18 protein-coding genes are annotated in these 21,686 nt (G+C 73.5%); 3 read left to right on the forward strand and 15 right to left on the reverse strand.

Annotated features, from left to right (window positions below; genetic code table 11):
• Window positions 1-7: 7 nt before the first annotated feature.
• The 8 genes from OHA91_RS10010 to OHA91_RS10045 all read right to left on the reverse strand — a co-directional run bounded on the left by OHA91_RS10010 (window position 8) and on the right by OHA91_RS10045 (window position 12,538).
• On the reverse strand, window positions 8-1,621 hold the full coding sequence (locus OHA91_RS10010) for a hypothetical protein (protein ID WP_328739085.1): 1,614 nt from the start codon (window positions 1,619-1,621) through the stop codon (window positions 8-10).
• 178 nt (window positions 1,622-1,799) lie between these two features.
• Window positions 1,800-2,087 (reverse strand): hypothetical protein, encoded by a 288-nt coding sequence (locus OHA91_RS10015; RefSeq protein WP_031151030.1) that lies wholly within the window; start codon window positions 2,085-2,087, stop codon window positions 1,800-1,802.
• 12 nt (window positions 2,088-2,099) lie between these two features.
• Window positions 2,100-3,515 carry a hypothetical protein gene (locus OHA91_RS10020; RefSeq protein WP_266492557.1) on the reverse strand — a complete coding sequence of 472 codons (1,416 nt, stop codon included), beginning with the start codon at window positions 3,513-3,515 and terminating at the stop codon, window positions 2,100-2,102.
• 81 nt (window positions 3,516-3,596) lie between these two features.
• A complete protein-coding gene (locus tag OHA91_RS10025; protein WP_266492554.1) occupies window positions 3,597-4,451 on the reverse strand; it encodes a hypothetical protein in 855 nt (284 codons plus the stop codon).
• A gap of 1,178 nt (window positions 4,452-5,629) precedes the next feature.
• Entirely contained in the window at window positions 5,630-8,626 is a 2,997-nt protein-coding gene (locus tag OHA91_RS10030) for an ATP-binding protein (RefSeq protein WP_328739087.1), read from the reverse strand.
• A complete protein-coding gene (locus OHA91_RS10035) occupies window positions 8,623-10,542 on the reverse strand; it encodes a hypothetical protein (RefSeq protein ID WP_328739088.1) in 1,920 nt (639 codons plus the stop codon). The genes OHA91_RS10030 and OHA91_RS10035 overlap by 4 nt, the downstream gene beginning before the upstream one ends.
• Window positions 10,543-10,666: 124 nt before the next feature.
• Window positions 10,667-11,599, reverse strand: coding sequence for a homocysteine S-methyltransferase (gene mmuM / locus OHA91_RS10040; RefSeq protein ID WP_051893171.1), 933 nt, complete (start codon window positions 11,597-11,599; stop codon window positions 10,667-10,669).
• A gap of 15 nt (window positions 11,600-11,614) precedes the next feature.
• A complete protein-coding gene (locus OHA91_RS10045) occupies window positions 11,615-12,538 on the reverse strand; it encodes an LLM class F420-dependent oxidoreductase (RefSeq protein WP_266492546.1) in 924 nt (307 codons plus the stop codon).
• Between the two features lie 202 nt (window positions 12,539-12,740).
• Here OHA91_RS10045 and OHA91_RS10050 point away from each other — a divergent pair, with 202 nt between their 5' ends.
• Complete coding sequence (locus OHA91_RS10050) at window positions 12,741-12,989, forward strand: hypothetical protein (protein WP_037632400.1); 249 nt, start codon at window positions 12,741-12,743, stop codon at window positions 12,987-12,989.
• Window positions 12,990-13,091: 102 nt separating this feature from the next.
• Here OHA91_RS10050 and OHA91_RS10055 read toward each other — a convergent pair whose 3' ends face one another.
• The 4 genes from OHA91_RS10055 to OHA91_RS10070 form a co-directional block, all read right to left on the reverse strand.
• Window positions 13,092-13,577, reverse strand: coding sequence for a DUF6099 family protein (locus OHA91_RS10055; RefSeq protein WP_031151016.1), 486 nt, complete (start codon window positions 13,575-13,577; stop codon window positions 13,092-13,094).
• Between the two features lie 123 nt (window positions 13,578-13,700).
• The gene (locus tag OHA91_RS10060; RefSeq protein ID WP_328739091.1) at window positions 13,701-14,093 is read right to left on the reverse strand and encodes a nucleotide pyrophosphohydrolase; all 393 of its coding nucleotides are present in this window, start codon (window positions 14,091-14,093) and stop codon (window positions 13,701-13,703) included.
• A complete protein-coding gene (locus OHA91_RS10065; protein WP_408059232.1) occupies window positions 14,090-15,268 on the reverse strand; it encodes an AAA family ATPase in 1,179 nt (392 codons plus the stop codon). The genes OHA91_RS10060 and OHA91_RS10065 overlap by 4 nt, the downstream gene beginning before the upstream one ends.
• A 784-nt stretch (window positions 15,269-16,052) precedes the next feature.
• Window positions 16,053-16,448: a cell division protein SepF gene (locus OHA91_RS10070; RefSeq protein WP_030651331.1), complete on the reverse strand. Its 396-nt coding sequence runs from the start codon at window positions 16,446-16,448 to the stop codon at window positions 16,053-16,055.
• 157 nt (window positions 16,449-16,605) lie between these two features.
• On the opposite strand from OHA91_RS10070, the gene OHA91_RS10075 reads away from it, so the two are divergent.
• A complete protein-coding gene (locus tag OHA91_RS10075) occupies window positions 16,606-17,325 on the forward strand; it encodes a DUF2470 domain-containing protein (protein ID WP_031151010.1) in 720 nt (239 codons plus the stop codon).
• Window positions 17,326-17,368: 43 nt separating this feature from the next.
• Window positions 17,369-18,289: an NADP-dependent oxidoreductase gene (locus OHA91_RS10080; RefSeq protein ID WP_031151008.1), complete on the forward strand. Its 921-nt coding sequence runs from the start codon at window positions 17,369-17,371 to the stop codon at window positions 18,287-18,289.
• 68 nt (window positions 18,290-18,357) lie between these two features.
• On the opposite strand, the gene OHA91_RS10085 is transcribed toward OHA91_RS10080, so the two are convergent.
• Genes OHA91_RS10085 through OHA91_RS10095 form a run of 3 tightly spaced genes read right to left on the reverse strand, consistent with a single transcriptional unit; the run spans window position 18,358 to window position 21,622 of the window.
• A complete protein-coding gene (locus tag OHA91_RS10085) occupies window positions 18,358-18,711 on the reverse strand; it encodes a ferredoxin family protein (RefSeq protein WP_328739093.1) in 354 nt (117 codons plus the stop codon).
• On the reverse strand, window positions 18,708-20,294 hold the full coding sequence (locus OHA91_RS10090; protein ID WP_328739094.1) for an FAD-binding protein: 1,587 nt from the start codon (window positions 20,292-20,294) through the stop codon (window positions 18,708-18,710). Before OHA91_RS10090 ends, OHA91_RS10085 begins: the two co-directional genes overlap by 4 nt.
• Window positions 20,291-21,622 (reverse strand): LLM class flavin-dependent oxidoreductase, encoded by a 1,332-nt coding sequence (locus tag OHA91_RS10095; RefSeq protein WP_328739096.1) that lies wholly within the window; start codon window positions 21,620-21,622, stop codon window positions 20,291-20,293. Before OHA91_RS10095 ends, OHA91_RS10090 begins: the two co-directional genes overlap by 4 nt.
• Window positions 21,623-21,686 lie beyond the last annotated feature (64 nt).

A 21,686-nucleotide genomic window follows, 5' to 3' on the forward strand; every position in this document is an offset into this window, starting at 1 on the left:
TCGGCGGTCAGCGGGGGCGGGAGGCGACCCGGGGCATGGCGACGATGGCCGGGTTGCAGTCCCCGAAGGCCACGCGCCGTCCCCCGGCTGCCGACTCGACCAGCACGATCCCGGTCGGGGGCAGCGCCTGCAGCTGCGTCGGCTCCACCGTGAACTCGTAGACACGGGCGGTGGTTTCACCGTCCGAGGTCGATGTTGCGCGCGAAGCGTTGACACTGTCCTGCCAGCTGCGCGAGAAGGAGGTGCCGGTGGAGGTCGAGGACCCCTGGTTCGTGCCGGAGTTCGAGGAGTGGGTGCGCGACTCCCCGGTCTGCTCTCCGTAGCTGCTGCCGCGCCCCGTCGTGAGGGTCTCGCCGACCTGCCGGGTCAGTTGACTGACCACGAAGGTGTGCTGGTGCCCGATGAACTCCGCGGCCGCCTTCGCCTCCTCACCGTTGCCCATGCGCATGAACCCGATCGCGCTGCCCGATCCGCCCGCCACCTGCAGGGTCGCCTCGCGCAGGTGCTCAAGCAGCAGCACGAGGCGCACACCCGCGGTGCGCGCCTGGCGGGCCAGGGCCTCCAGGGCGTCGCGCCCCAGGTGGTCGGCGCCGGCGACGACGAGCGTGCCCGTGCCCGGTGGGAAGGCACGGGTGCGCAGGGCATGGAGCACCCGGAAGAACAGGACCCGGTCCGCGAGGTCCTTTCGCCGGGGACCGAGGCCGTCGGTGGAGACCACGGTGAGCTGCCCGGGCCGCCACCACTCGGCGGCCGGCCGGTCCCGTGCGTAGTCGCCCACGCCCTCGGAGAGGGAGTCGAGCTGGTCCTTCACGTAGTGCAGCTGGTTCTGGCGGCGTTCGCCCCGGCCCACCGAGTAATGGGCCTCCGTGAGCCGGGCGACCTCGTGGGGCGCCAGCTCCGCCGCCTGTGCGTGCCGTTCGTCCTGGCGGAGCAGGACGGCGAGGCCCGCGGCGAGCCGGGGGTAGGTGAGCGGGGCGTCGAGGCGGCGGGCGACGGTACGGATCACCGTGGCGTCGATGGTGACGAAGTCGGTGTCGGTGCCCGGCGGCCTCATCGTGGCGAGCGCCGCGGCGAGCGAGTCGGCGAGGTCCTCGGGCGCGTACTCGTCACCCAGATCCGTCCGCAACGCCGCCCCCGGGAAAGGCACGTGCCCGACCGGGACGCCGCGGAGTCCGGCGAGCTGTGCCAGCTCGACGGCCACGGCCTGCTCGGTCAGGTCGACGACGAGCAGCGCCTGCCCGCCGGCGAGCACCGGCCCGCCGAAGGTGGCGAGCAGACCGGCCCAGCCGTCGCCGGTCCCGCCGACGACATCGATCCGGGCCGATCCGGAGCCGAGCACCAGCGGGAACCAGGTGTCGGCCGCGGCCCGCCGCCGCATCTCCGCCTGCCAGTGCTCGCGCAGCACCCGCTGCCGCGCCCGGTCGCGCCGACGCGCGGGATGGGTGGCCGCCATGACGGCCACGAACACGACGGCCAGAACGGCCGCACCGATCAGGCCGACGGTGAGCAACCCGCAGAAGAGGATGACGAGCACCACCCCCGCGCTCTGGGGCCCGGTCAGCCGCAGCGCACGCCGGTTCTCCAGCTCGGCCAGCTCCGGGAAGTACGGCTCGAACCACACGGGCGGACTCCCGCTCGCAGGATGCGCAACGGGCCCGGCCGGCACGACGAACTCCCACCCCCACCGCTCCCCACCCCCGAACACCCCGTCGGCCGAATCTCCACCACCCCGGCGCCCCCCTCCAGTCACACCTGCTCCTTCGCTCGGACGGACAGCGGCACCCGCGTTCCAACGCGGTCTAGTCGGGCAGCTCAGGTTGCTGCTGAGCCCCTTCAAAGAGGTACGCATAGAGGTCGCGCAGGTAGGTACGCAAGCTATCCGCGTCCGGGAAGTCGACGTTGGTCAGACGCTCGTAATCCGGCGGCCCGAACGCTTCGTCTTCCAGAATTTGAATGAAGCCTTCACGAACGGCTTCGACATAAGACTCACCGAACCCCTTGAGCGTCGACCTCAGATATCCACTGGTATCACGCCCCGTCTCGTCATCCAGATACATCTTGAGAAATCCTTCGAAGCGCGCATCCATTCACTTTCTCCTTTACGGGTGACGACGTGGAGCGGGATCGATCATCATAGTGTGCAACTTCCACGCCCCGGTAGCGTCATCCAGACGATACTGGGGACGGATCGTTCCGCCCTCGAAATCAACAGGCTTGAATTCTCCAGGGTTTGCCGGATCACGGTAAAAGCCGGTGAAGTTGCGATGGGCGTCGGGTCCCAGTATGTCGGCGATCGCCGTCGGCCCAACGTCTTCGCCACCGTCGAGCTTCACCCGGAAATACATATCTGCCCGCACCATGTCTTCCGCCTTGTCGAAGCGCGTGGAGTAGGGGCCGCAATAGTGCTTCTTCGCAGGGTTCTCTCCGTCCGTGGTGTTACCTGTCAACGGATCTACCTGATCCACGCCTTTGAACAGACCGCTGTAGTCGGCATTCGGGCCGTAGATCACAGGACTGCCGTCCTTGTAGCGGACCTCACCCAGCCTCTTCTGCAGAGCCTCGTCGGAGACATCGAGATGACGTCCCGTCGCATGCCCCTCGTTCGCCAGCTCACTGATGCGATCGGCAATCTGCTCCTCTGTGAGCGGGGCTTCCCAAGGGCGACCGGGCGCCACCTCTGGTTGCTCGACCCCATTTGCGAGAACCTCGGCCGACGCCCCCTCATCCGCCGCGTCAGTGCCCTCGCCCAAGGTGCCCGGGGTCACGTCCGCCGGTCTGCCGTCGACGGGGCCCGGAGAGAGAGCTTCGTCACCAGCCTCGAAGGTGGCAGTCTCCTCCACGCCGCCGCTCGGACCCTCCTCGACGGGGTCCGTGCCGATCTCGGCCTCGGCCTCGACCTCGTTGCCTTCGGCAGGGTCTCCCGCCACTTCGCCCAGCTCGTCATCGCGGCTCTGTTCCGTGCCACTTCCCACCTGATGGGCCTCGACTGATTCCGAATGCTCCGTCTCTTGACTCTGTGCGCCCGCCCCCTGCCGACTGGGTTCCTCGGCCGGCGGTACCTGTACCTCCATGGGCGACTCCGGCGGAGGATTCGTATCTGTCTTCAGAGTTGAGCGCGAGGATTCCTCGATGACCACCAGATCCGCTGGTTCGTGGGTGTCCGGCGGGTCCGCGGGGGTCACCGGACCCTTTGGTGGTTCCTTGCCGCCCGGAGGCGCCTGTCCCGCGGGCAGCGGTTCCGCTGCGGGCTGGTCCGCCGGTGTTTCCTGCGTGCCGACGTCACCGTCCGTCAGGTCTTCGGCGGGGGTGTCGGACTGTTCCTCCGTGATGTGTTCGAGCTCCGGGAGGTCCCCGTCGGTCATCTCGTCGCGCCCCTGGTCGCCGGTGTTCGGCGCACCGGCGTCCGCGGGGCCGCTGTTCGGCACGTCCCCGTCGCCGGAGGCCCGTGCGTCGGCCGGAGGCGGTGGGGGCGGAGGGGGTGGTGGCGCGTCGGAGACGTTGTTGACCTCACTCATGGACGTCGCCTCCCCGCTCCGCCGGGCGCATGCCCACGCCGCCTGGACCGCACGTTCCCACCGTTCATGTCTGGCTTCCCCCTACAGGCTCAAGTCCTTGCCGAGGCCCAGGCCTCGGCGCTGTTCGAGGTTCTGGCGCAGGTCCTGCGTCAGCCGCGGTGTCACGTCGGGCACGTTGCGCACGTGGTTCACGTCGGCCCGGTTCACGTCGCGGATGCTCGTGAACCCCTGGGCGGCGATGTCCGCGGCGCGCGCCGCCTCGGTGGCTCGTGGGCCCGTCTCCGGGCGGGCGCCGCGGTCCTGGTCGACGCCGGCTTGTTGCGGGGTCTCCGGCGAGGCCTCGTAGGCCTGTTGGGCCTCGACCGCTTTGGCCATGTTGGCGGCACGCATGCGATCGACGTCGGGTTCTAGCTCAAGCCCCCTGATCTTCAGCTCCTTGCTGTAGGTGTCGGGAGTGTCCGTCGGGTTCGCGGCTCCCGGGGGCCGGTCGAGGTTGAGCCAGGGGTTGTCGCCCCGTGTACCGCCGTCGTCGTCCGGGTCCGGGTCCGGATCGTCCGCGGCAGCCGCCGCACCCGGGTCGTCGGGGTCATCGGGGCCGTCCGGCCCACCCGTCCCGGCGTCCGCCGACGGACGACCGAGGTTCAACCACGGGTTGGCGGGTCGCTCCTCGGCGGTGCCGACCGGCTCGTCGGTCGGCAGGGGGTCGCCGTCCTGCCATTCGTCGCCCGATGGGGTGTCGTTGCCAGGCTGTTGTCCGGTCTCGGACCGGGCATCCGGCATCCGCTCGCCGTCCGCTCCGGCGCGTACGGCATCGGCGCGAGCGTCGAACGACGCGCTCGCGGCGGCCTCGTCCACGGCGTTCACGGCCTGCCCAGCGAGGTCGACGGCGGCGTCGATCGCGGCCTCGGCCACCTTGACCGCACCCTGCGCCAACACGCCTACGGTGTCGGCAAGTTCGTCGTTGGGATTCTCGACGCCGCTGGCCGCGCCACTGCCGTCGCCGCTCCCGGTCTGCGTCCGGCCGTCCCGGCCCGAAGGCCGCGCGTCCTGGCCGTCTCCCTTCGGCTGCTCCGGTGACGAGCCCGGAGCCGCCGATCCGGCCGGGGTGCCGGGCTCTGCCTGCCGGTCCGGCTGCGCGGCGGCGCGGGGTGCGTGGGCCTGATCGGGCCGGGCAGGCTGGGTCGGCGCGTCGGCGGACCCCGGACGGGCGGGATCGGCGCCCGCCGGCGCTGCGGGTTCCCGACGCTCGGCCGTGCCGGACCCGCCCTCCTGCGGCTGTTCGACCCGGGCCGGTGCCCCCTCCGGGCGCTGTGCCGCCGGGCCTTCGCCTCCTCGTTCGGGCCGGAGCGCCGGCTGGTCACCACCCCTCGAACCGTCCGACGCCTGGGGCTGCGTGGCCTTCCCGTCATCCGGACCCTTCGGAGGGCCGCCCTTCCCGTCGTCCCCACCCTTCGGCGGGCCGCCCCTTGCATCGTCCGGACCCTTCGGAGGGCCGCCCCTTCCGTCGTCCGGACCCTTCGGAGGGCCGCCCCTTCCGTCGTCCGGACCCTTCGGCGGATCGCCCTTCCCACCGTCCGGACCCTTCGGCGGATCGCCCTTCCCACCGTCCGGACCCTTCGGCGGATCGCCCTTCCCACCGTCCGGACCCTTCGGCGGATCGCCCTTCCCACCGTCCGGACCCTTCGGCGGATCGCCCTTCCCACCGTCCGGACCCTTCGGCGGGTCACCCCTTCCATCATCCGGACCCCTTGGCGGGTCGCCGCCGTCGTTCGGGCCCTTCGGAGGGTCACCCCTTCCGTCCTCCGGACCCTTTGGCGGGTCGCCCCCGTCGTTCGGTGGGTCCGGCGGGCCGGGTGGGTCCGTCGGGATGCCGTCCGGGGCGGCGTCGCCGTCCTCCGGGACTTCGGTTGCAGGCGGGAGCGGTTCGTTCGGTTCCGGCTCCGGCTTGTCCTGCTCGGTCTCGCCGTCCGTCTCCTCCTGGCCGGTCTCCTGCGGTGCTTCCGCCGTCCGCTCGGGGCCGTCCGGCTTGTCTCCGTCCGACGGTGCCTGCGCATCGGTCGGCGGGGGTGGGGGTGGTGGAGGTGGGGGCGCGTCCGTGGCGCCGTGGAGTTCGCTCACCGGCGTGTCCCCGTTCCCTCGGCGCACACCTGCGCCACCCGCATCGCCGTCTCCGCCACCACCGCGCGGAGCCTCGGGCCCTCCGCGCACGCGAGGGCGAAGGCCCGCCTGACGTGTTCCTCCGTCGTACCTCCCGTCACGGCCGTCACGGCGTCGCGCAGGCCGCTGCGGTCGACGTCGCCAATCCGGGCGTGGACCTTCTCCGGCCCGTACCCGGGCAGGGCCCGGACCTGGAGACGGTGGTCGGCGCCCGAGGTGCCGGTCAGGAGCAGCCCGCGGGACGCCCACTCGGCCGTCCGGTCCTCCGGGTAGGTGTGCGGGCCGTCCGGGGCCGCCGTGCGTGCGCGCTGAACGGCTTCCAGGACGTCCCGGAAGCGGTAGTTGGCGTATGTGTAGCGGCGCCGGTCCGCCGACCGCGGTTCCGCTCCGAGCAGCAGGTCGGACAGGACGGCGTGCAGGCGTTCCGCGAAGTCCGCCGGGTCCACCTCGTCGCGCATGAGGGCGGCCCGCGCGGAGACGGCGCGTTCCACCGCGTACACCAGGGTGCACTCCAGGTCGCGCGGGGCGAGTGCCTGCAGGGCCTTCCCCAAGCCGGCGGCCGGGGCGGGAGCCACCATGCCCATCGCCTGGGCGGAGGCGGCCGCTTCCACCCAGATGAGGTGGAGCGGTTCCAGGGAGCGGTGGTGGGAGTCGTTCATCGTGCGCAGGGTGCACGGCCGGCGGTGGCACGCGGCGCCGCAGAGGGGGCTGCGGCTGCCCAGCAGCGGTGGTTCCGCGGACGCCTCCTTCGTGCTCTCGTCGTGTTCGCCGTGCGGGACGGCCGTGAGGACCGGCCTGTCCATGCCGTCGGAGGAGACGGCGGCGCGTCCGGGTGGCAGGGCGACGACGTTCTCGCTCTGGTCCTGTTGGAGGTTCATCGTGGCGCCGACCGCCTGCCGGTCGTCCGCGGCCGGGAGCCGGTGCATGATCTTCAGCGCGCTGTTCTTGATGACGTCCGGGAGGATCTTGCTGGGGATCTGCTCGACGATGACGACGCCTTCGCCGTACGCGCGGATCTCCGCGAGGAGCGAGGCGAAGAGTTCGACGGCTGCCGCCGCCGGGCCGTCCTCCACGTTCTTCAGGAGTCGGTGTGCCTCCTCCACCACCAGCACGTGGCGCAGCGGAACCCCGCCCGCGCCGTGGTGGACGCGCAGGTGTTCGACGAGGCGGATGAGCACCGCTCCGATGAGGAAGGCCTTGTCCTGGTCGTTCGTGATCGTTTCCAGTTCGAGGACGACGTTGCCGGAGAGCAGGCCGGCGATGTCCAGCGGGTGGCCGCCCTCGAAGAAGCGGCCCGGTGTGCCTTCGCGCAGTGAGCCCATGCGGACGTCGACGAAGCCCCGTACGTCGGCGGTGACCTCCTTGCCGTAGCCGATCATCTCGACGACCTGGCGGGCCGTCGCCTGGAGCGCCCCGAGGGTGGGGTAGACCGCCGAGCGCGGTTCGTCGGGCTCGTCCCGCACGAACTTCGGTTTGTGGGCCGGGCGTGGCTCGCCGGTGACCAGGTCCCATCCGGCGTCGGTGTAGCACTGGGACAGGGCCCGGGCGAGCACCTGCGGGAAGGGTTCGTGTCCCTCGAAGGCCGCCAGGAACAGGGCCCGTACGAGGTCGACGTGGCTCTGCAGCGGGAAGCCCGGTTCCGGTTCCAGCGGGTTGAGGGATGCCGGCGGTACGTCCACGTCCCCCGGCCGGATGACGGTGACCCGGCGCGCGGCCTCGGGCCCGTCCGCCGCGGCGAGGCGGCCCGCCATGCGTGCGTACTCGGCTTTGGCGGGCTCGATGGCGAGCCACGGGACGGGCCGCTCGTGCGTGGACAGGGCGGTGAGCAGGCTGCGTACGGACTGGGACTTGCCGGAGCCGGTGGCGCCGCAGACGAAGGCGTGCCGGTTGAGGGTGGAGCGCGAGACGTGCAGCCGGTCCGCGGCCGAGAGGGACTCGTCGAGGATGTCGCCGATGAGGAAGCCGTCGGAGCCCGAGCCGGTGTCGTCGGCCGTGACGTCGAAGCGGTTGGGGGCCACCGTGCGGATGCCGGGCAGTTCCCGCGCCGGGGGGCGGGCGAGCGCGGCGACGAGTTCGGCGGGGGCGAGGAAGGGCGATGCCCCGGGCGATCCGGGGCCCTGCGGGCCTGCGGCCGTCAGTGCCTCGGCGAGCGGTACGGGCCGCCGCGCCGGTACGAGGACGTACGGCAGGTCGTCGAGGTCGCCCGAGCCGCAGAGCAGGGCCGCCGAGGCGAGCGCCGACTCGGGCCTGCGTCCGCCGACCAGGACGCGTACGTTCCACACGCCGGTGGCGAGCGCCCGCGTCAGTTCGCGGTAGCGGGCCTCGGCCCGTTCGGCGGCCACCCGGTCCGCCGCGGAGTTCTCCCGCTGCCGCAGCCGCGGGAGTTGTACGGCCAGTGCGGCGCGCTCCTGTTCCAGTCGCTCGTACGGGACGGGCTCGGCCAGGACCAGCCAGGCGAAGGCGTCCGGCAGGTGGGCCACGGCGTCGTCGAACGAGCCGCGGCGCTCCGACGGCAGGGCGCGCTCGTCGTCGCCCATGCGCAGCGCGTCGTGGGAGCCGAGGCAGGGCAGCCAGTACGGCATCTCCTGCAGCAGTGCGGCGACCTCGCCGGACGGGACGTCCTGGGCGGTGGCTCCGGGCGGGTAGCTGAGCGGGCGCGCCGCGGCTCCGCGCGGCGCGTCCCCGGCGGGCGGGAAGTAGGGGGCTCCGCCGACGAGGAAGTGCATCGGCCGGTGCGGGCCCGGGCGTATCCAGGCGGCGGCGAGGCCGGTCGGGCCTCCTTCGGCGTGGTGGCCTAGCACCGCGTGGGCGGCGGTCACCGCAGCGGTGAGCTGCGCGGCCGTACGGTCGTCCGCGTGCGGGTCCTCGGGCCGGCGGGGCACGGTGAGCAGCCGGTGGAAGCGGTGGGCGGGGAGCCCGGCGGGCCCGGCGGGGGCACCGTCGGCCGGTGTCACGGCAGGCTCGGGCGCGGTCGGGTGGAGAGGCGAGGCAGGAAGTTGATGCCCGGGTTGCAGTCGCCGAAGACGACGCGGCGGCCGCCCGGCCCGGCCTCGACGAGGACCAGTCCGGTGACCGGAAGGGCCTGGAGCTGGGTGGGCTCGACGGTGAACTCGTAGACGCGGCTGAGGTTCTCGCCGGTCGTGGTGGTCCGGGCGGTGGAGGTGTTGGTCGAGTCCTGCCAGCTGCGGGACAGCGAGGTGGAGAAGGAGCTGGAACTGCCCCAGTTGCTGCCCGACTTGCTTCCGCCGCCCCGGTTGAAGCCTTCGGTGTCGGAGACGCCCCGCTGGTAGCTGTAGCTGGTGCCGCGGCCCTCGGTGAGGGTTTCGCCGATCTGCCGGGTGAGCTGGTTGACGAGGAACTTGTGTTCCTGGCCGATGAACTGGGCTGCCGCCTTGGCCTCCTCGCCGTTGCCCATGCGCATGAAGACCGTGGCGCTGTCGGAGCCGCCGGCGACCTGGACGGCGGCCTCCCGAAGGTGTTCGAGGAGGAAGACCAGCCGGACTCCCGCGGTCCGGGCCTGGCGAGCCATCGCTTCGAGGGCCTCGCGGCCCAGGTGGTCGGCTCCCGCGACGACGAGCGTGCCCGCGCCGGCGGCGACCGCGCGCCCCCGCAGGGTGTGGAGCAGGCGGAAGAAGATGAAGCGGTCGGTGAGGTCCTTGCGCCGGTGGACGCGGTCCTCCGTGGTGACGACGGTCAGGCTGCCGGGCTTCCACCAGGCGGACGCGGGGGTGTCGGTGATGTCGGCCGCTTCGGCCTTCGTCAGCAGTTCCGTCTGGGCCCGTACGTAGCGGAGCTCGTTCTGGACGCGCTCGCTCTGGCCCACGAGGTCGATGGCCCGGGTGATCGACTCGACCTCGGCAGGGCTGAGCAGGCCCGGCGACGACGGGTCCGCATCGTAGACGCGGAGCAGGACGCGCAGTCCGGCGGCGAGGCGGGCGAGGGTCACCGGTCCTTCGAGCAGGTCGGTGACGGTCTGGATCACGTCGACGTCGATGGTGTGGAGGTCGATGTCCGAGCCGGGCGGGCGCATGCTCGCGAGGGCTTCGGCGAACGTCTCCGCCAGTTCCTCCGAGGTGAACTCCTCGCGCAGGTCCATGCCGAGCAGGGCGCCGGGCATGGGGACGTGGGCGACGGTCACTCCGCGCCGGGCGGCGAGGCCGGCCAGTTCCAGGGCGACGGCCTGCTGGGTGAGGTCCAGGACGACGACCGGGCGGCCGCTGCCGAGGATCGGTCCGCCGAGGGTGGCGAGGAGGCTCGCCCAGCCGTTGCCGGTGCCGCCGAAGACGTCGATCCGGCTGGGGCCGGAGGCGAGGGAGATCGGGTACCAGGTGTCCAGCGTCTCGTTGTGGCGCAGGTGCTCGGCGCGGTGGGCTTCGAGCCGGTTCTGCCAGGCCCGCCTGCGGGCCTCGTAGTCGCGGCGGGCGTGTTCCCGGGCGGCCTGCAGGCGGCGCTGGGCGGCCCGCAGCCTGGCCTGGGGGGAGGTCGCGATGATCAGGGCGAGGATGAGGGCCACGACGACGGCCGCGGCCCCCGCACCTGCGGCGATCAGCGCCGCGCCGCCCGCGATCAGGGTCAGGCAGCCGAAGCCGGAGGTGTTGCGGCCGCTCATGGCGCGTTCCTGCGCGGAGCGCACTTCGGCGTCGGAGGGTTCGGTGTGGACGGGCGGGTTGCCGGCCTCGGGGTGCGCCGGCGGTTCGGGGGGCTGGACAAACTCCCAGCCCCAGCGTTCGTCCCCGCGGAAGACGCGCAGCGCCAGCTCCGCTCCGGCCTCGTTCACCGGGTCGCCCTGGGTCCCCTCACCCTCCCGGTCTCCGCGGCCCCCCGGGCCCCCCTGGTCTTCGAGTTCCGTTCCGATTTCGGCAGCGCTCATCCCGACCCCCCGTCCAGTGTCGGAGCATCGTGCACTCACAGGTGGCGCCTGTCAGCCGCCGCGACTGCGGATGGAGTGGTCTTTGACTGGAACTCATCGACAAATGACTTGAGTTGACACCCAGTCACATGATCGATTCGTCGGGTCGGTCATCCTCTCGGGACTCGCGGGCCAGTTCCGCGATGCGGGTGGGGCCGATGCGGCAGCAGCCGCCTACGAGGCGGGCTCCGGTGCGGCGCCAGGCGGCCGTCGGCCAGGGGGGCATGGCCCCGGGTGTCCGCCAGGTGCCGGTGGCCGCCTCCCAGACGGAGCCGTCGTTGGGGTAGGCCAGCAGGGGCTTGGCGGTGACGGCGGCCGCCGCCTCCAGGGCCGGGAGGACCTCCGCGGGGTCGCAGCAGTTGACCCCGAGGGCGATGACCTGCGGGGCCTGCGCGGCGAGCGCGAACGCTTCGGGCAGCGGGTGTCCCGACCGGGTGCGGCCCCCGGCCACGGTGTAGGCGAGCCAGGCCGGGGCGTCCGTCTCCGCGAGGACGGTGAGCACGGCCTCGGCCTCGTCCGGGTCGGGGAGGGTCTCCACGGCCAGTACGTCCGGGCCCGCGGCGAGCAGGGCCTCGATGCGGGGGCGGTGGAACGCGGCGAGCTCGCGCACGCCCAGGCCGTACCGGCCGCGGTACTCGGAGCCGTCCGCGAGCACCGCTCCGTACGGGCCGACGGAGGCGGCGACCCATACGTCGTGGTCGGCGGCTTCGGCCGCCCGGGCGGCGAGTGCGACGCTGCGGTGCAGCAGGGCGGTGGTCGCGTCGCGGTCGCGGCCCTGCGCGGCGAAGGCCTCGTAGCCGACCTGGTAGCTGGCGGTGATCAGGACCTCTGCGCCGGCCTGCGCGTACGCCGCGTGGGCGGCCTCGACCTGGACCGGCCGCTCGTCGAGCACGCGGCCGGTCCAGAGGCCTCCGGTCAGGTCGCAGCCCTGGGCGGCGAGCTGGTTGCTGAGCCCGCCGTCCAGGACGACGGTCCGCTGGGCCAGGGCCTCGGCGAGCGGGCCGGTTGCTCGTGGCATCGTTTCCCCCGGCCGCTAGCGGAGCTGGGAGAGCACCTGGGCGGAGATCAGCTCCAGGTGGTCCAGGTCGTCGAGGTCGAGCAGCTGGAGGTAGACGCGGGAGGAGCCGACGGCGCCGTAGGCGCCGATCTTCTCCACGACCTCGGCCGGCGAGCCGGCCAGGCCGTTGGCCTTGAGCTCGTCCACGTCCCGGCCGATGGCGGCGGCCCGGCGGGCCACCTCGGCGTCGTCCTTGCCCACGCACACCACGAGGGCGTTGGAGTAGACGAGGTCGTCGGGCCCCCGGCCGGCCTGTTCGGCCGCCGCCCGGACCCGGCCGAACTGCCGCTCGCTGTCCGCGATCGACGCGAAGGGCATGTTGAACTCGTCCGCGTACCGCGCGGCGAGCCGCGGGGTGCGCCTGGCCCCGTGGCCGCCGACGAGGACCGGGATCCTGGCCTGGACGGGCTTGGGGAGTGCGGGCGAGTTCTCCACGCGGTAGTGGTCGCCCGCGTAGTCGAAGGCGGCGCCGGGCGCGGTGGCCCACAGCCCGGTGACGATGGCCAGCTGCTCCTCCAGCCGGGACATCCGGTCCGCCGGGAAGGGGATCCCGTAGGCCTTGTGCTCCTCCTCGAACCAGCCCGCGCCCAGGCCCAGCTCGATGCGGCCGCCGGACATCTGGTCGACCTGGGCCACCTGGATGGCGAGGACGCCGGGCAGCCGGAAGGTACCCGCCGTCATCAGGGTTCCCAGGCGGATCCGCCTGGTCTCGCGGGCCAGGCCCGCCAGGGTGATCCAGGCGTCGGTGGGGCCGGGCAGGCCGTCGGCGGCTCCCATCCTCAGGTAGTGGTCGGATCGGAAGAACGCGTCGAAGCCCAGGTCCTCGGTGGCCTTGGCGACACTCAGGAGGGTCTCGTAACTCGCACCCTGTTGGGGCTCGGTGAAAATGCGAAGATCCATACCTCCCATCCTGCCCCTCCCGCCCCGCCGGGGTGAATCTTCGTCAACCGGACGTGTCGGGGCCCGGGGCCGCCAGTGACCGGCCCGGACGGGGATCGTTTGCCCGGACGGAGCCGGACCGCCGGCCCGCGCGCCGGCGGCTTCCCGCCGGTGCGTCCACCGCCCCCTTCCCCTGGGAAGGGCCAGGGCCGAGGAGGCCGCCATGTCCCACGAGGCCGTGCCGGAGACCCCCCGACAGACCGGCTGGACCGGACAGGCAGCACACGACACCGCACAGCAGGGGTCCGCCGCGATGCCCGCCCCGAGCGGCGGCGCACCGAAGGGCCTGCTGCAGCAGATGGAGGAGCTGATGGCCGCGCTGAACGCCGACCTCTCCCAGCTCGACGCCGATCTCCAGTCCTCAGCGGACCGCACCGCCGAGAGCGAGCGCCCGTCCCACCGGTCCTCCTGACCGTGCGGGTCCCGTCGGGCACGGCGGGACCCGGCCCCGTGCCGCTCTCCGTACCACCCGGCCGCCCGTACCACCCGGCCGACCTACCGGGCCGCGCCCGGCTCAGGCCACGCCCGAGGCGGATCCCCTCTCGCGCACCACCATGCGGCGCAGGATCGCCCGTACCCGGTCGCTCGACTCGTCAGCCGCGTCGATCGACTCTATGCACTGCCAGTACAGGGTCTCGTCGTCCGTGCCGCAGGCCACCCCGACCAGGGCTATCCCCACTTCGCCCAGCAGTGCCTGGAGTCCGAGCAGCGCCTGGCGGACATCCGCCACCACGCTCAGCTGTGCGGCTCGCGGCGGGTACTCGGGCGCGCTGCCCTCGCCGCGCAGGGCCGCCCGGTCCAGTACCCCGCATCCTCTGCCTCCCGCTTCCCCCAGTCCCCGTGCCTCCGATCTCAGCTCCGGCGGCCCGGTGACCGCCAGCCAGCTCCCGATCCCCTGTGTGAGCGCCTGGGCCTGCCAGGCCTCGCCCACGATGTCCCACGCAGCCCCACTCTGTGCCAGAGCGTGCCGGCCGGCCGCGATGAGCCGTACCGCATCCATATGCCGTCCCCCGTCCGCACGACATCCCGCCGTCCTCACCACTACCCAGAGTGAGGGCAACGAGCCAGTAAAGCCAGGGGTATTCGGAAAATGTGGACAGAAACGTGATTGTGGAAGAGTCCATCACTCCGAAGAGTGACGATTCGGTGTCGGACCACCCGTTACGGGGAAGCGCAGTTCATTCCTCTCGATCTTCGCGGCGAGCGCATCCAGCACATCCACCCCGAGAACCTCACAGAACTGCAGCAGATACGCGAGTACGTCGGCGACCTCGTCGGCCACGCGGTGGGCGGATCCCGGCTCCTCCATGACCCTCGCCGACTGTTCCGGTGTCAGCCACTGGAAGATCTCGACCAGTTCGGCCGCCTCCACGCTCAGCGCCACCGCCAGGTTCTTGGGCGTGTGGTACGGCTCCCAGCCGCGCGCCGCCGCGAACTGTGCGAGCCTGCGCTGCAGTAGGTCCAGCCGTTCCTCGGGCCGACGCTCCGGCTGCCGGGGCTCCTGCGTCTCGTTCATGACGACAGGTCTACCACCGACACGCCCTCGAGTCGGCGGGCGGCGGCCGCGGTCCCCTCCCCCACGGCCGCCACGAGCCGGACGTGGCCGCGGCCGCAGGACAGCAGCGCCAGCCGCAGCAGTTCGGCACTCTGCCCGCCGTCGAGGCCGCGGTCGAGGCCGTCGGCCAGTACGGTCAGCGCCTGCTGCGCGGAGAGCAGTTCGGCGGCCGGGTCCATGTCCAGCACCCCCGGCCCGGTGAGCAGGACCAGTGCCAGGGCCAGGAAGCGGAGTTCGCCCGCGCCGAGCCGGGCCAGTTCCGTGGCGGGCCGGCCGGGTCCGCGGTCCAGGACCGCGGTGACGGTTCCGCCGTCGGGAGCCCGTACGTCCAGGGCGGCGACGGGTCCCGCACAGCCGGTACGGGCGGCCTCGGCCAGCAGCGCGTGGCGCGTCCCGCATTCGTGGCGGGTCCGGCGCAGTACGTCGGCCAGGTTGGCGCAGTCGCCCAGCAGCCGGCCCTCGCCCTGCGGGACGGGCGCGCGCATCCGGTCCGGGCGGGGGTCGCAGGCGAACACCGAGCGCAGGGCCACGATGACCTGCTCGGCGGCGGTCAGCACCTTCCGCTGGCCGGCGGTGGATCCCGCGACCCGCAGCGGGAGCAGCGCGGTGCCGAGGCGGTCGTCGGGCAGCGGGGCCCGGGTGACGCCGACGGCGCCGCCGGTCAGCCAGGTGGCCTGCACCGAGCGCCGGCCGGGGTCGCGCAGGGCGGTGGCGAACAGGATCTGCCCGTCCTGCGAGAGCCGTTCGCCGGCGATTCGCAGGGCGGGTTCGGCCTGGACGGCGAGGTCGAGCCGGACCGGCCCGGCGGGGCCGTCGACCGTACAGCCGAGGCGGAACCCGCGCCGCCGCTGCGCGTCGGGGACGGCCCGTTCGGGGATGCGGGCGGCGGGGTCGGGGAAGGCCTCGTCGAGGGTGGCGCCCGCGCCCAGCCCGGCCAGGGCCTCGTAGGCGGCCAGGACCTGGGACTTGCCACTGCCGCTCGGCCCGGCGAAGAGGGTGACGGGCCCGATCGGGAAGGCCGCGCCGCGGTGCCGCCCGAAGGCGGACAGCCGCAGTTCGGTGATCACGGGGCGCGCGTGTCGCTGCGCGGGCTCGGCAGGAGGGGCGCTGCCGCGGCGGGCCGCCTGCGCCGGCACGGCCTCCCGGCCTGCCGCCCCGGCCGGTGCCGCAGGAGCGGCGCCCGCAGCCCGGACCGCGGACACCGCCGCGGCACCGGCCCGCCCGGAGCCGTCCGCGACCCCGCCCCGGGAGGTGGCCGGCCCTGCGGGAGTCTGCGGTGCCCCTGGGGCCGCGACGTCCGTCCCGCCGGGAGCCGGCAGCGCGCCGGGCGCGGGCGCGGACGGCGCGCCGCTCGTGGAACCGGCCGACGGCGCGGGAGGCTTCGGCGGCTCCAGCCCCGGGGCCGCGGGCGTCGCCACGGCCGGGTCCGGCCCGGCGCCGGCTGCCGGGGCGACCGGTGCGCTCCGCGCGGCGGGAGAACCGGCCGCCACCGCGCCCTGCGCCGAAGCCGCGGCGGGGCCCGTGAACAGCGCCGCCGCACCCGTACTCGCGGTGGCTGTGAAAGCCGGGCCGGGGCCAGGCAGCGCCGCTGCCGGATCGGTCCGCACGGCAGGGGCAGGAGCTGCGGAGGCGGCCGGCCCGCCGGGCGGCGCGGGCATGGCCGGGGCCAAGGCCTGGGCCGAGGCCTGGACCGGGGCTTGGGCCTGGGCCTGGACCGGAGCTTGGGCCGGGACCGAGGCCGGGGCCGAAGCCTGGGCCTCGGTCGGTCGCGGGTCGGCGGAGGGCCCGCCGGGCGGTCCGGTCTCGGGGGAATCGGTACGGGCGTCGCCTAACGCGACGTCGGTGGCGTCCATGCGGCGGACGGTACGGGCCGCCGGGCCCCCCGCGGCCCCGGCGAACCGTTCCTTCGTACGAACCTTCCTACGATCGGGGGACGGCCGCGGCCGCGATCCCCTCGACCTCGGTCCCCACGGGCGCGAGCAGGAAGACGTTCCGGTCCACCCGGTGCATCCCGCTGCCCAGCCCGAAGACCACCCCGCTGCTGAAGTCGAGGATCCGCTTGGCCACTTCGCTGTCCGCGCCGGTGAGGTCGAGCAGGACCGGGATCTGCGCGATCAGGTACTCGGCCACCTCCCGCGCGTCCGCGAAGATCTGGACTCTGATCACCACGAAGCGCCGCTGCTCCGCCGCCGTCGCCCCGGGCGACTTGGGAATCGTGCGGTGGTCCACCCGGGAGGGCCATTCGTTGCGACTGCGCAGGGGTACCACCTGCGCGAGCCCCTCCCACTGTTCGTCGGTGACGTCATACCTGCTCACCGGGCCGCCTCGGCCGCGCGCTTCTTGTGCATCCCCCCATCCTCTCGTGTTTCACCCGTTCAGCCCAACAACGACACGAACCGTGCCGGGTACTCTCCGGGACCAAGATGGGTTAGGTTAGGCATACCTAACCCACACGGACGATGGAGAGATCCGCATGCGCCTGTTCGGTGACCCCGCAACCTCGGCCGCCCTGCCCACCGCAGCCGAGCGGATCCGGTCGATCCTGGCCGCCGCCCACTCCATGACGGTGATCACCGACCGGCTGCGCTCCGAAGTCCGCCACCTCGACGGCGGCGACCCCATGGGCCGGCTGCACCTGCACCCCGCCGAGCCCGGCGGCCACGCCGAGCACCGGCCCGCGATCCGGCTGGAGTTCACCGACGTCGCACCCACCCCCGTACGGGACCGCGTGCGCGCCCGCGTCACCGTGCTGGGCCGGCTGCTCACCCCCTACTCGGACCTGTCCGCCGGGTCCGGCGCCGAGTCCACCTGCATGGAGTTCGAGCGGGCCGAGCTCGAGACCGCCGAGGGCATCGCGTACGTCGGCCTGGAGGAGCTGGACGAGGCCGGCCCCGACCCGCTCGCCGCCCACGAGGCGGGCATGCTCACGCACCTCCTCGACGACCACCACGACCTCGTCACGCTGCTGCTGCGCCTGGTCCAGCCGCAGCCCACCGCCGCGGTCGTGCGCGCCCTGCCGCTGGCCATGGACCGCTACGGGATCACCCTGCGGCTGGAGGAGCGGCGCGGCCACCGCGACGTGCGGCTGCCCTTCCCCTCGCCCCTCGACGACGTCGAGCAGTCGGGCGCGCAGATCCAGGCGCTGTTCAGCGCGGCGCGCAGGCGCTCGCACCGCAACACGCTTCCGGCCTGAGCGGTCCGGAATACCCCGGGCGGGGGCCGCGTTGGGGACGATCATGAAGGCCATCGCATACAGCGCATACGGAACTCCCGCCTCCCTCACGGTCGTTGACGTCCCGCAGCCCAAGGTGGGGCCGGGCGAGGTGCTCGTCCGCGTCAAGGCCGCCGGGGTCAACCCGGTCGACTGGAAGCTCGCCGCCGGCTACCTCGACCCCATCCTCGAAGTCCGCCACCCGGTCATACCCGGCTGGGACGTGGCCGGTGTCGTCGAAGCGGTCGGCCCCGACACCTTCGACTTCGCCGTGGGCGACGAGGTCTACGGCTACGTCCGCAAGGAATGGGTGGAGCTCGGCACCTACGCCGAACTGGTCGCCGCCCCCGTCCGCACCCTCGCCCGCAAACCGCGCGCGCTGACCTTCGAGCAGGCCGCGGGCCTCCCGCTGGCCGGCCTCACCGCCTACCAGTCGCTGACCCGCGTCGGCGTCCGGGCCGGCGAGAGCGTCCTCATCCACTCCGCGGCCGGCGGTACGGGATCCTTCGGCGTGCAGATCGCGGTCGCCCTCGGCCTGCGGGTCATCGGCACGGCCGGCGCGCACAACCACGACTACCTGCGTTCGCTCGGCGCGGAGCCGGTGCTGTACGGGGAGGGACTGGCGGACCGGGTCCGCGAGCTCGCGCCCGAAGGCGTGGACGCGGGCCTGGACTTCTTCGGGGACGGCGTCATCGAAACCCTCCAGTCGCTCGTCCGCCGGCGCGACCGGGTGGTGTCCATCGCCGACTACGAGGCCGCCGCGAAGGGCGCCCACCAGCTGTGGGTGCGTCCGGACACCGCCGACCTGACCTTCCTCGCGGAGCTGGCCGACGCGGGGAAGCTCGCGGTGAACGTGGAACACGCGCTGCCGCTCGCCGAGGCGGCCAAGGCCTGGGAGCTGAGCGCCGCGGGCCGCACCCGCGGCAAGATCGTCCTGACGGTCTGACCCTCGGCCCGCCGGTGCCGGCAACGTGCGGTGCCGCCGGAGTCCGGACTCCGGCGGCACCGCACGCCTCAGGAGGTGATCGGCGCCGCCGTCGAGCCCAGCGGCGGGCCGATCGCCCGCAGCGCCCCGGGGGTGCGCCCCTCGCCCCAGCCGATGTCGCGCCGGTAGCTGCCGAGCAGCCCCCTGCGGACCAGCCCGGCTTCGTCGTGCACGGCCGGCTCGTCGGGCAGGGGCCTGGTCAGCGGCGCCACGAACAGCGCGTCCACCGGGCAGTTGGCCTCGCACAGGAAGCACGTCTGGCAGTCCTCCTGCCGCGCGAGCAGCGGGATCCCCTCGGGTCCCCGTTCGAACACATCGGTCGGGCACACCTCCACGCACTTGTCGCAGGCGATGCACCGCTGTGCCGAGACCAGTTCGATCACGCCGTCACCCCGGCCTTCGGAGCCGGCCGGGTCCACACCCGGTCCAGCCCTCCCACCAGGATCCGGTGGTGCAGGCGGGGGTCCGGGTCCGGGTGGTCGAGGCGCTTGGCCATCCCGCGGGTCTCCGGGCGGGCCAGCGCGGCCGCGTACATCCACCGCGCGTGCGCCGTCATCGCCGCCGCCTGGCGGGCCCTGACCAGGTCGGTTCCCTCGCCGTGGAGGCCGGATCGCAGTTCGGCCCAGCCGGCGTCGAGCGCCCGCAGCGACGCGGCCAGCCGGTCGCCGCGGCGCAGGTAGTTCTTGTCGTACGGGAGGACCTCCCGCTGTACGAGTTCCACGGCCGCGCGGTGGCCGTCGGCCGCGGCCGGCCGCCCCGTCGGGCGCAGGCCCGCTCCGCCGGCCCCGGTGACGGGCCGGGAGGCGGCCCGGCCCGGGCCGAGGGAGCGGGAGTGGGCGGCCGCGCCGGCTCCGGCCCAGCTGCCCGAGGAGATGGCCCAGGCGGCGTTGTGGCTGCCGCCTCCGGTGAAGCCCCCGCAGATCTCCTCGCGGGTGGCCGCGTCCCCGGCGGCGTACAGGCCGGGGACACCGGTGGCGCAGTCGTCTCCGGTGATCCGGATGCCGCCGGTGCCGCGGACGGTGCCTTCGGCCAGCAGGGTCACGGAGAAGCGGTCGGTGAACGGGTCGATGCCGAGCCGGTCGAAGGTGAGGAAGAAGTTGGGCTGTGCCAGGCGCATCGCTGCCCGGGCGGCTTCGCCGGCGCGGTCCAGGCGGGCGTAGACCTTGGCGCCGTCGAGGAGCGTGCGGGCGATGACCGAGCGGCCGCCCTGGCTGGCCGCGCCCTCCAGCACGCTGCCGTCCTCCTGGTAGAAGGTGGCGAAGGAGTAGAACGCGGTCTTGGTGACCGAGGTGCCCTCGGGGGCGATCCCGTAGGCGTTGGAGAACTCCATGCCGGAGAGCTCAGCGCCGGCCTCGGCGGCGAACAGCGCCCCGTCGCCGGTATTGGTGTTGGTGCCGAGCGCGCCGCTGAGGAAGGCGCAGCCGCCGGTGGCGAGGACGACGGCACCCGCCCGGACACGGTAGTCCTCGCGGGCCTGGCGGCGGTGGCCGACGGCGCCCGCGACGGCGCCGTCCGCGTCGGTGAGCAGTTCGGTGACCGGGCTGTGGTCGAGGATGCGGACCCCGGCGCGGCGGATCCGGATGCGCATCCGCCGCATGTACTCGGGGCCCTGGAGGCCGCCCCGCAGCGGTGTCCCGTCGGGGCCGGCCGGGAAGGGGTACCGGCCGGCCCCGACGGCCAGCTCGTTCATGCGCGCGTACGTCTCGTCGAGGACGCGGGCCATCCAGCGCCGGTCGGCGAGGTAGCCGCCGAGACCCTCGCGGCCGGCCATGGCGGCCTCGCGCGCGGCCGGGTCGGGCGGGACGTACCAGACGCCGGTGCCGCCGGCGGCCGTCGCACCGCTCGTCCCGCAGTAGCCCTTGTCGGCCAGGACCGTGTCGGCCCCCGCCCGGGCCGCCGCGAGGGCGGCCCAGGTGGCGGCCGGTCCGCCGCCGACGACCAGGACGTCGGTGGCGAGGTCCGTCATGAGGCGGCTCCCGCGTACCGGTTGGCCGGGCGGGGCAGGCCGTAGTTCTCGCGCAGGGTGCGGCCGGTGTACTCGGTGCGGAAGAGCCCGCGGCGCTGGAGGATCGGCACGACCTGGTCGACGAAGTCGGTCAGGCCCGTGGGCAGTACGGGCGCCATGATGTTGAAGCCGTCGGCGGCGCCCTGCGTGAACCACTGCTCCAGCTGGTCGGCGATCTGCTCGGGGGTGCCGGCGAAGACGCGGTGGCCGCGGCCGGCACCGAGGCGTGCGATCAGCTGGCGCAGGTTGAGGCCGTCGCGGCGGGCGAGTTCGGCGACGAGCGTGAAGCGGCTCTTGTTGCCGTTGATGTCCCGCTCCTCGGGCAGGTCGGGCAGCGGGCCGTCGAGGGGCAGGCCGGTGAGGTCCACGCCGAGCATGCCGGAGAGCTGGGCGAGACCGTACTCCGGCACCTGGAGGTCGGTGAGCTCCTGCTCCAGGGCCTTCGCCTCGGCCTCGGTGGAGCCGATGACGGGGGCGATGCCGGGCAGCACCAGCAGGTCGTCCTCGGCGCGGCCGTACGCGGCCAGGCGGGACTTGAGGTCCTTGTAGAAGGTCTGGCCGTCGGCGAGGGTCTGCTGGGCGGTGAAGACGGCCTCGGCGTACTGGGCGGCGAACTCCTTCCCGGATTCGGAGGATCCCGCCTGCACGAGCAGCGGGTAGCCCTGCGGGGAGCGCGGGACGTTGAGCGGGCCGGCGACGCCGAAGTACTCGCCGCGGTGCGCGGCGGGGTGCAGCTTGTCGGTGTCGGCGTAGATGCCGGCTTCCTTGTCGAGGACGATCGCGTCGTCCTCCCAGCTGTCCCAGAGCTTGGTGGCGACGTCGAGGAACTCGCGGGCCCGGTCGTAGCGGAGGCTGTGTTCCAGGTGCTCGTCCCGGTTGAAGTTGCGCGCCTCGTCGAGCGTGCCGGAGGTGACGATGTTCCAGCCGGCCCGGCCGCCGCTGATGTGGTCGAGGGAGGCGAACTTGCGGGCCAGGTTGAAGGGTTCGTTGAAGGTGGTGGAGACGGTGGCGATGAGGCCGATGTGTTCGGTGACGGCGGCGATGGCGGAGAGCAGGGTGAGCGGCTCGAACCCGCCGAGGGCGTTGTAGCGGGCCTTGCCCCAGAGGGCGAGCCCGTCGGCGAAGAAGATGGAGTCGAGCCTGCCGCGCTCTGCGGTGCGGGCCAGTTCCTGGAAGTACTTCAGGTCGGTGACGCGTTCGGGTGCGCTGGCGGGGTGGCGCCAGGCGGCGTCGTGGTGCCCGGCGTTCATGAGGAAGGCGTTGAGGTGGAGGGTCCGGGGAGCGGTCATGGCGGGTCCTCGTGGTTCTGGGTCGTGGCGTGGCATGAGGTGGGGTGGGAAGGGGTGCCGGCCC

Origin of the sequence: Streptomyces erythrochromogenes, from assembly GCF_036170895.1 — a bacterium.
Lineage (GTDB): Bacteria > Actinomycetota > Actinomycetes > Streptomycetales > Streptomycetaceae > Streptomyces > Streptomyces erythrochromogenes.

Coding starts and splice junctions, on each gene's coding strand:
- OHA91_RS10015 (WP_031151030.1), bottom strand. CDS start 2,087: ATGGATGCGCGCTTCGAAGGATTTCTCAAGATGTATCTGGATGACGAG.
- OHA91_RS10020 (WP_266492557.1), bottom strand. CDS start 3,515: ATGAGTGAGGTCAACAACGTCTCCGACGCGCCACCACCCCCTCCGCCC.
- OHA91_RS10035 (WP_328739088.1), bottom strand. CDS start 10,542: ATGAGCGCTGCCGAAATCGGAACGGAACTCGAAGACCAGGGGGGCCCG.
- mmuM (WP_051893171.1), bottom strand. CDS start 11,599: ATGCCACGAGCAACCGGCCCGCTCGCCGAGGCCCTGGCCCAGCGGACC.
- OHA91_RS10045 (WP_266492546.1), bottom strand. CDS start 12,538: ATGGATCTTCGCATTTTCACCGAGCCCCAACAGGGTGCGAGTTACGAG.
- OHA91_RS10050 (WP_037632400.1), top strand. CDS start 12,741: ATGTCCCACGAGGCCGTGCCGGAGACCCCCCGACAGACCGGCTGGACC.
- OHA91_RS10055 (WP_031151016.1), bottom strand. CDS start 13,577: ATGGATGCGGTACGGCTCATCGCGGCCGGCCGGCACGCTCTGGCACAG.
- OHA91_RS10060 (WP_328739091.1), bottom strand. CDS start 14,093: ATGAACGAGACGCAGGAGCCCCGGCAGCCGGAGCGTCGGCCCGAGGAA.
- OHA91_RS10075 (WP_031151010.1), top strand. CDS start 16,606: ATGCGCCTGTTCGGTGACCCCGCAACCTCGGCCGCCCTGCCCACCGCA.
- OHA91_RS10080 (WP_031151008.1), top strand. CDS start 17,369: ATGAAGGCCATCGCATACAGCGCATACGGAACTCCCGCCTCCCTCACG.
- OHA91_RS10090 (WP_328739094.1), bottom strand. CDS start 20,294: ATGACGGACCTCGCCACCGACGTCCTGGTCGTCGGCGGCGGACCGGCC.
- OHA91_RS10095 (WP_328739096.1), bottom strand. CDS start 21,622: ATGACCGCTCCCCGGACCCTCCACCTCAACGCCTTCCTCATGAACGCC.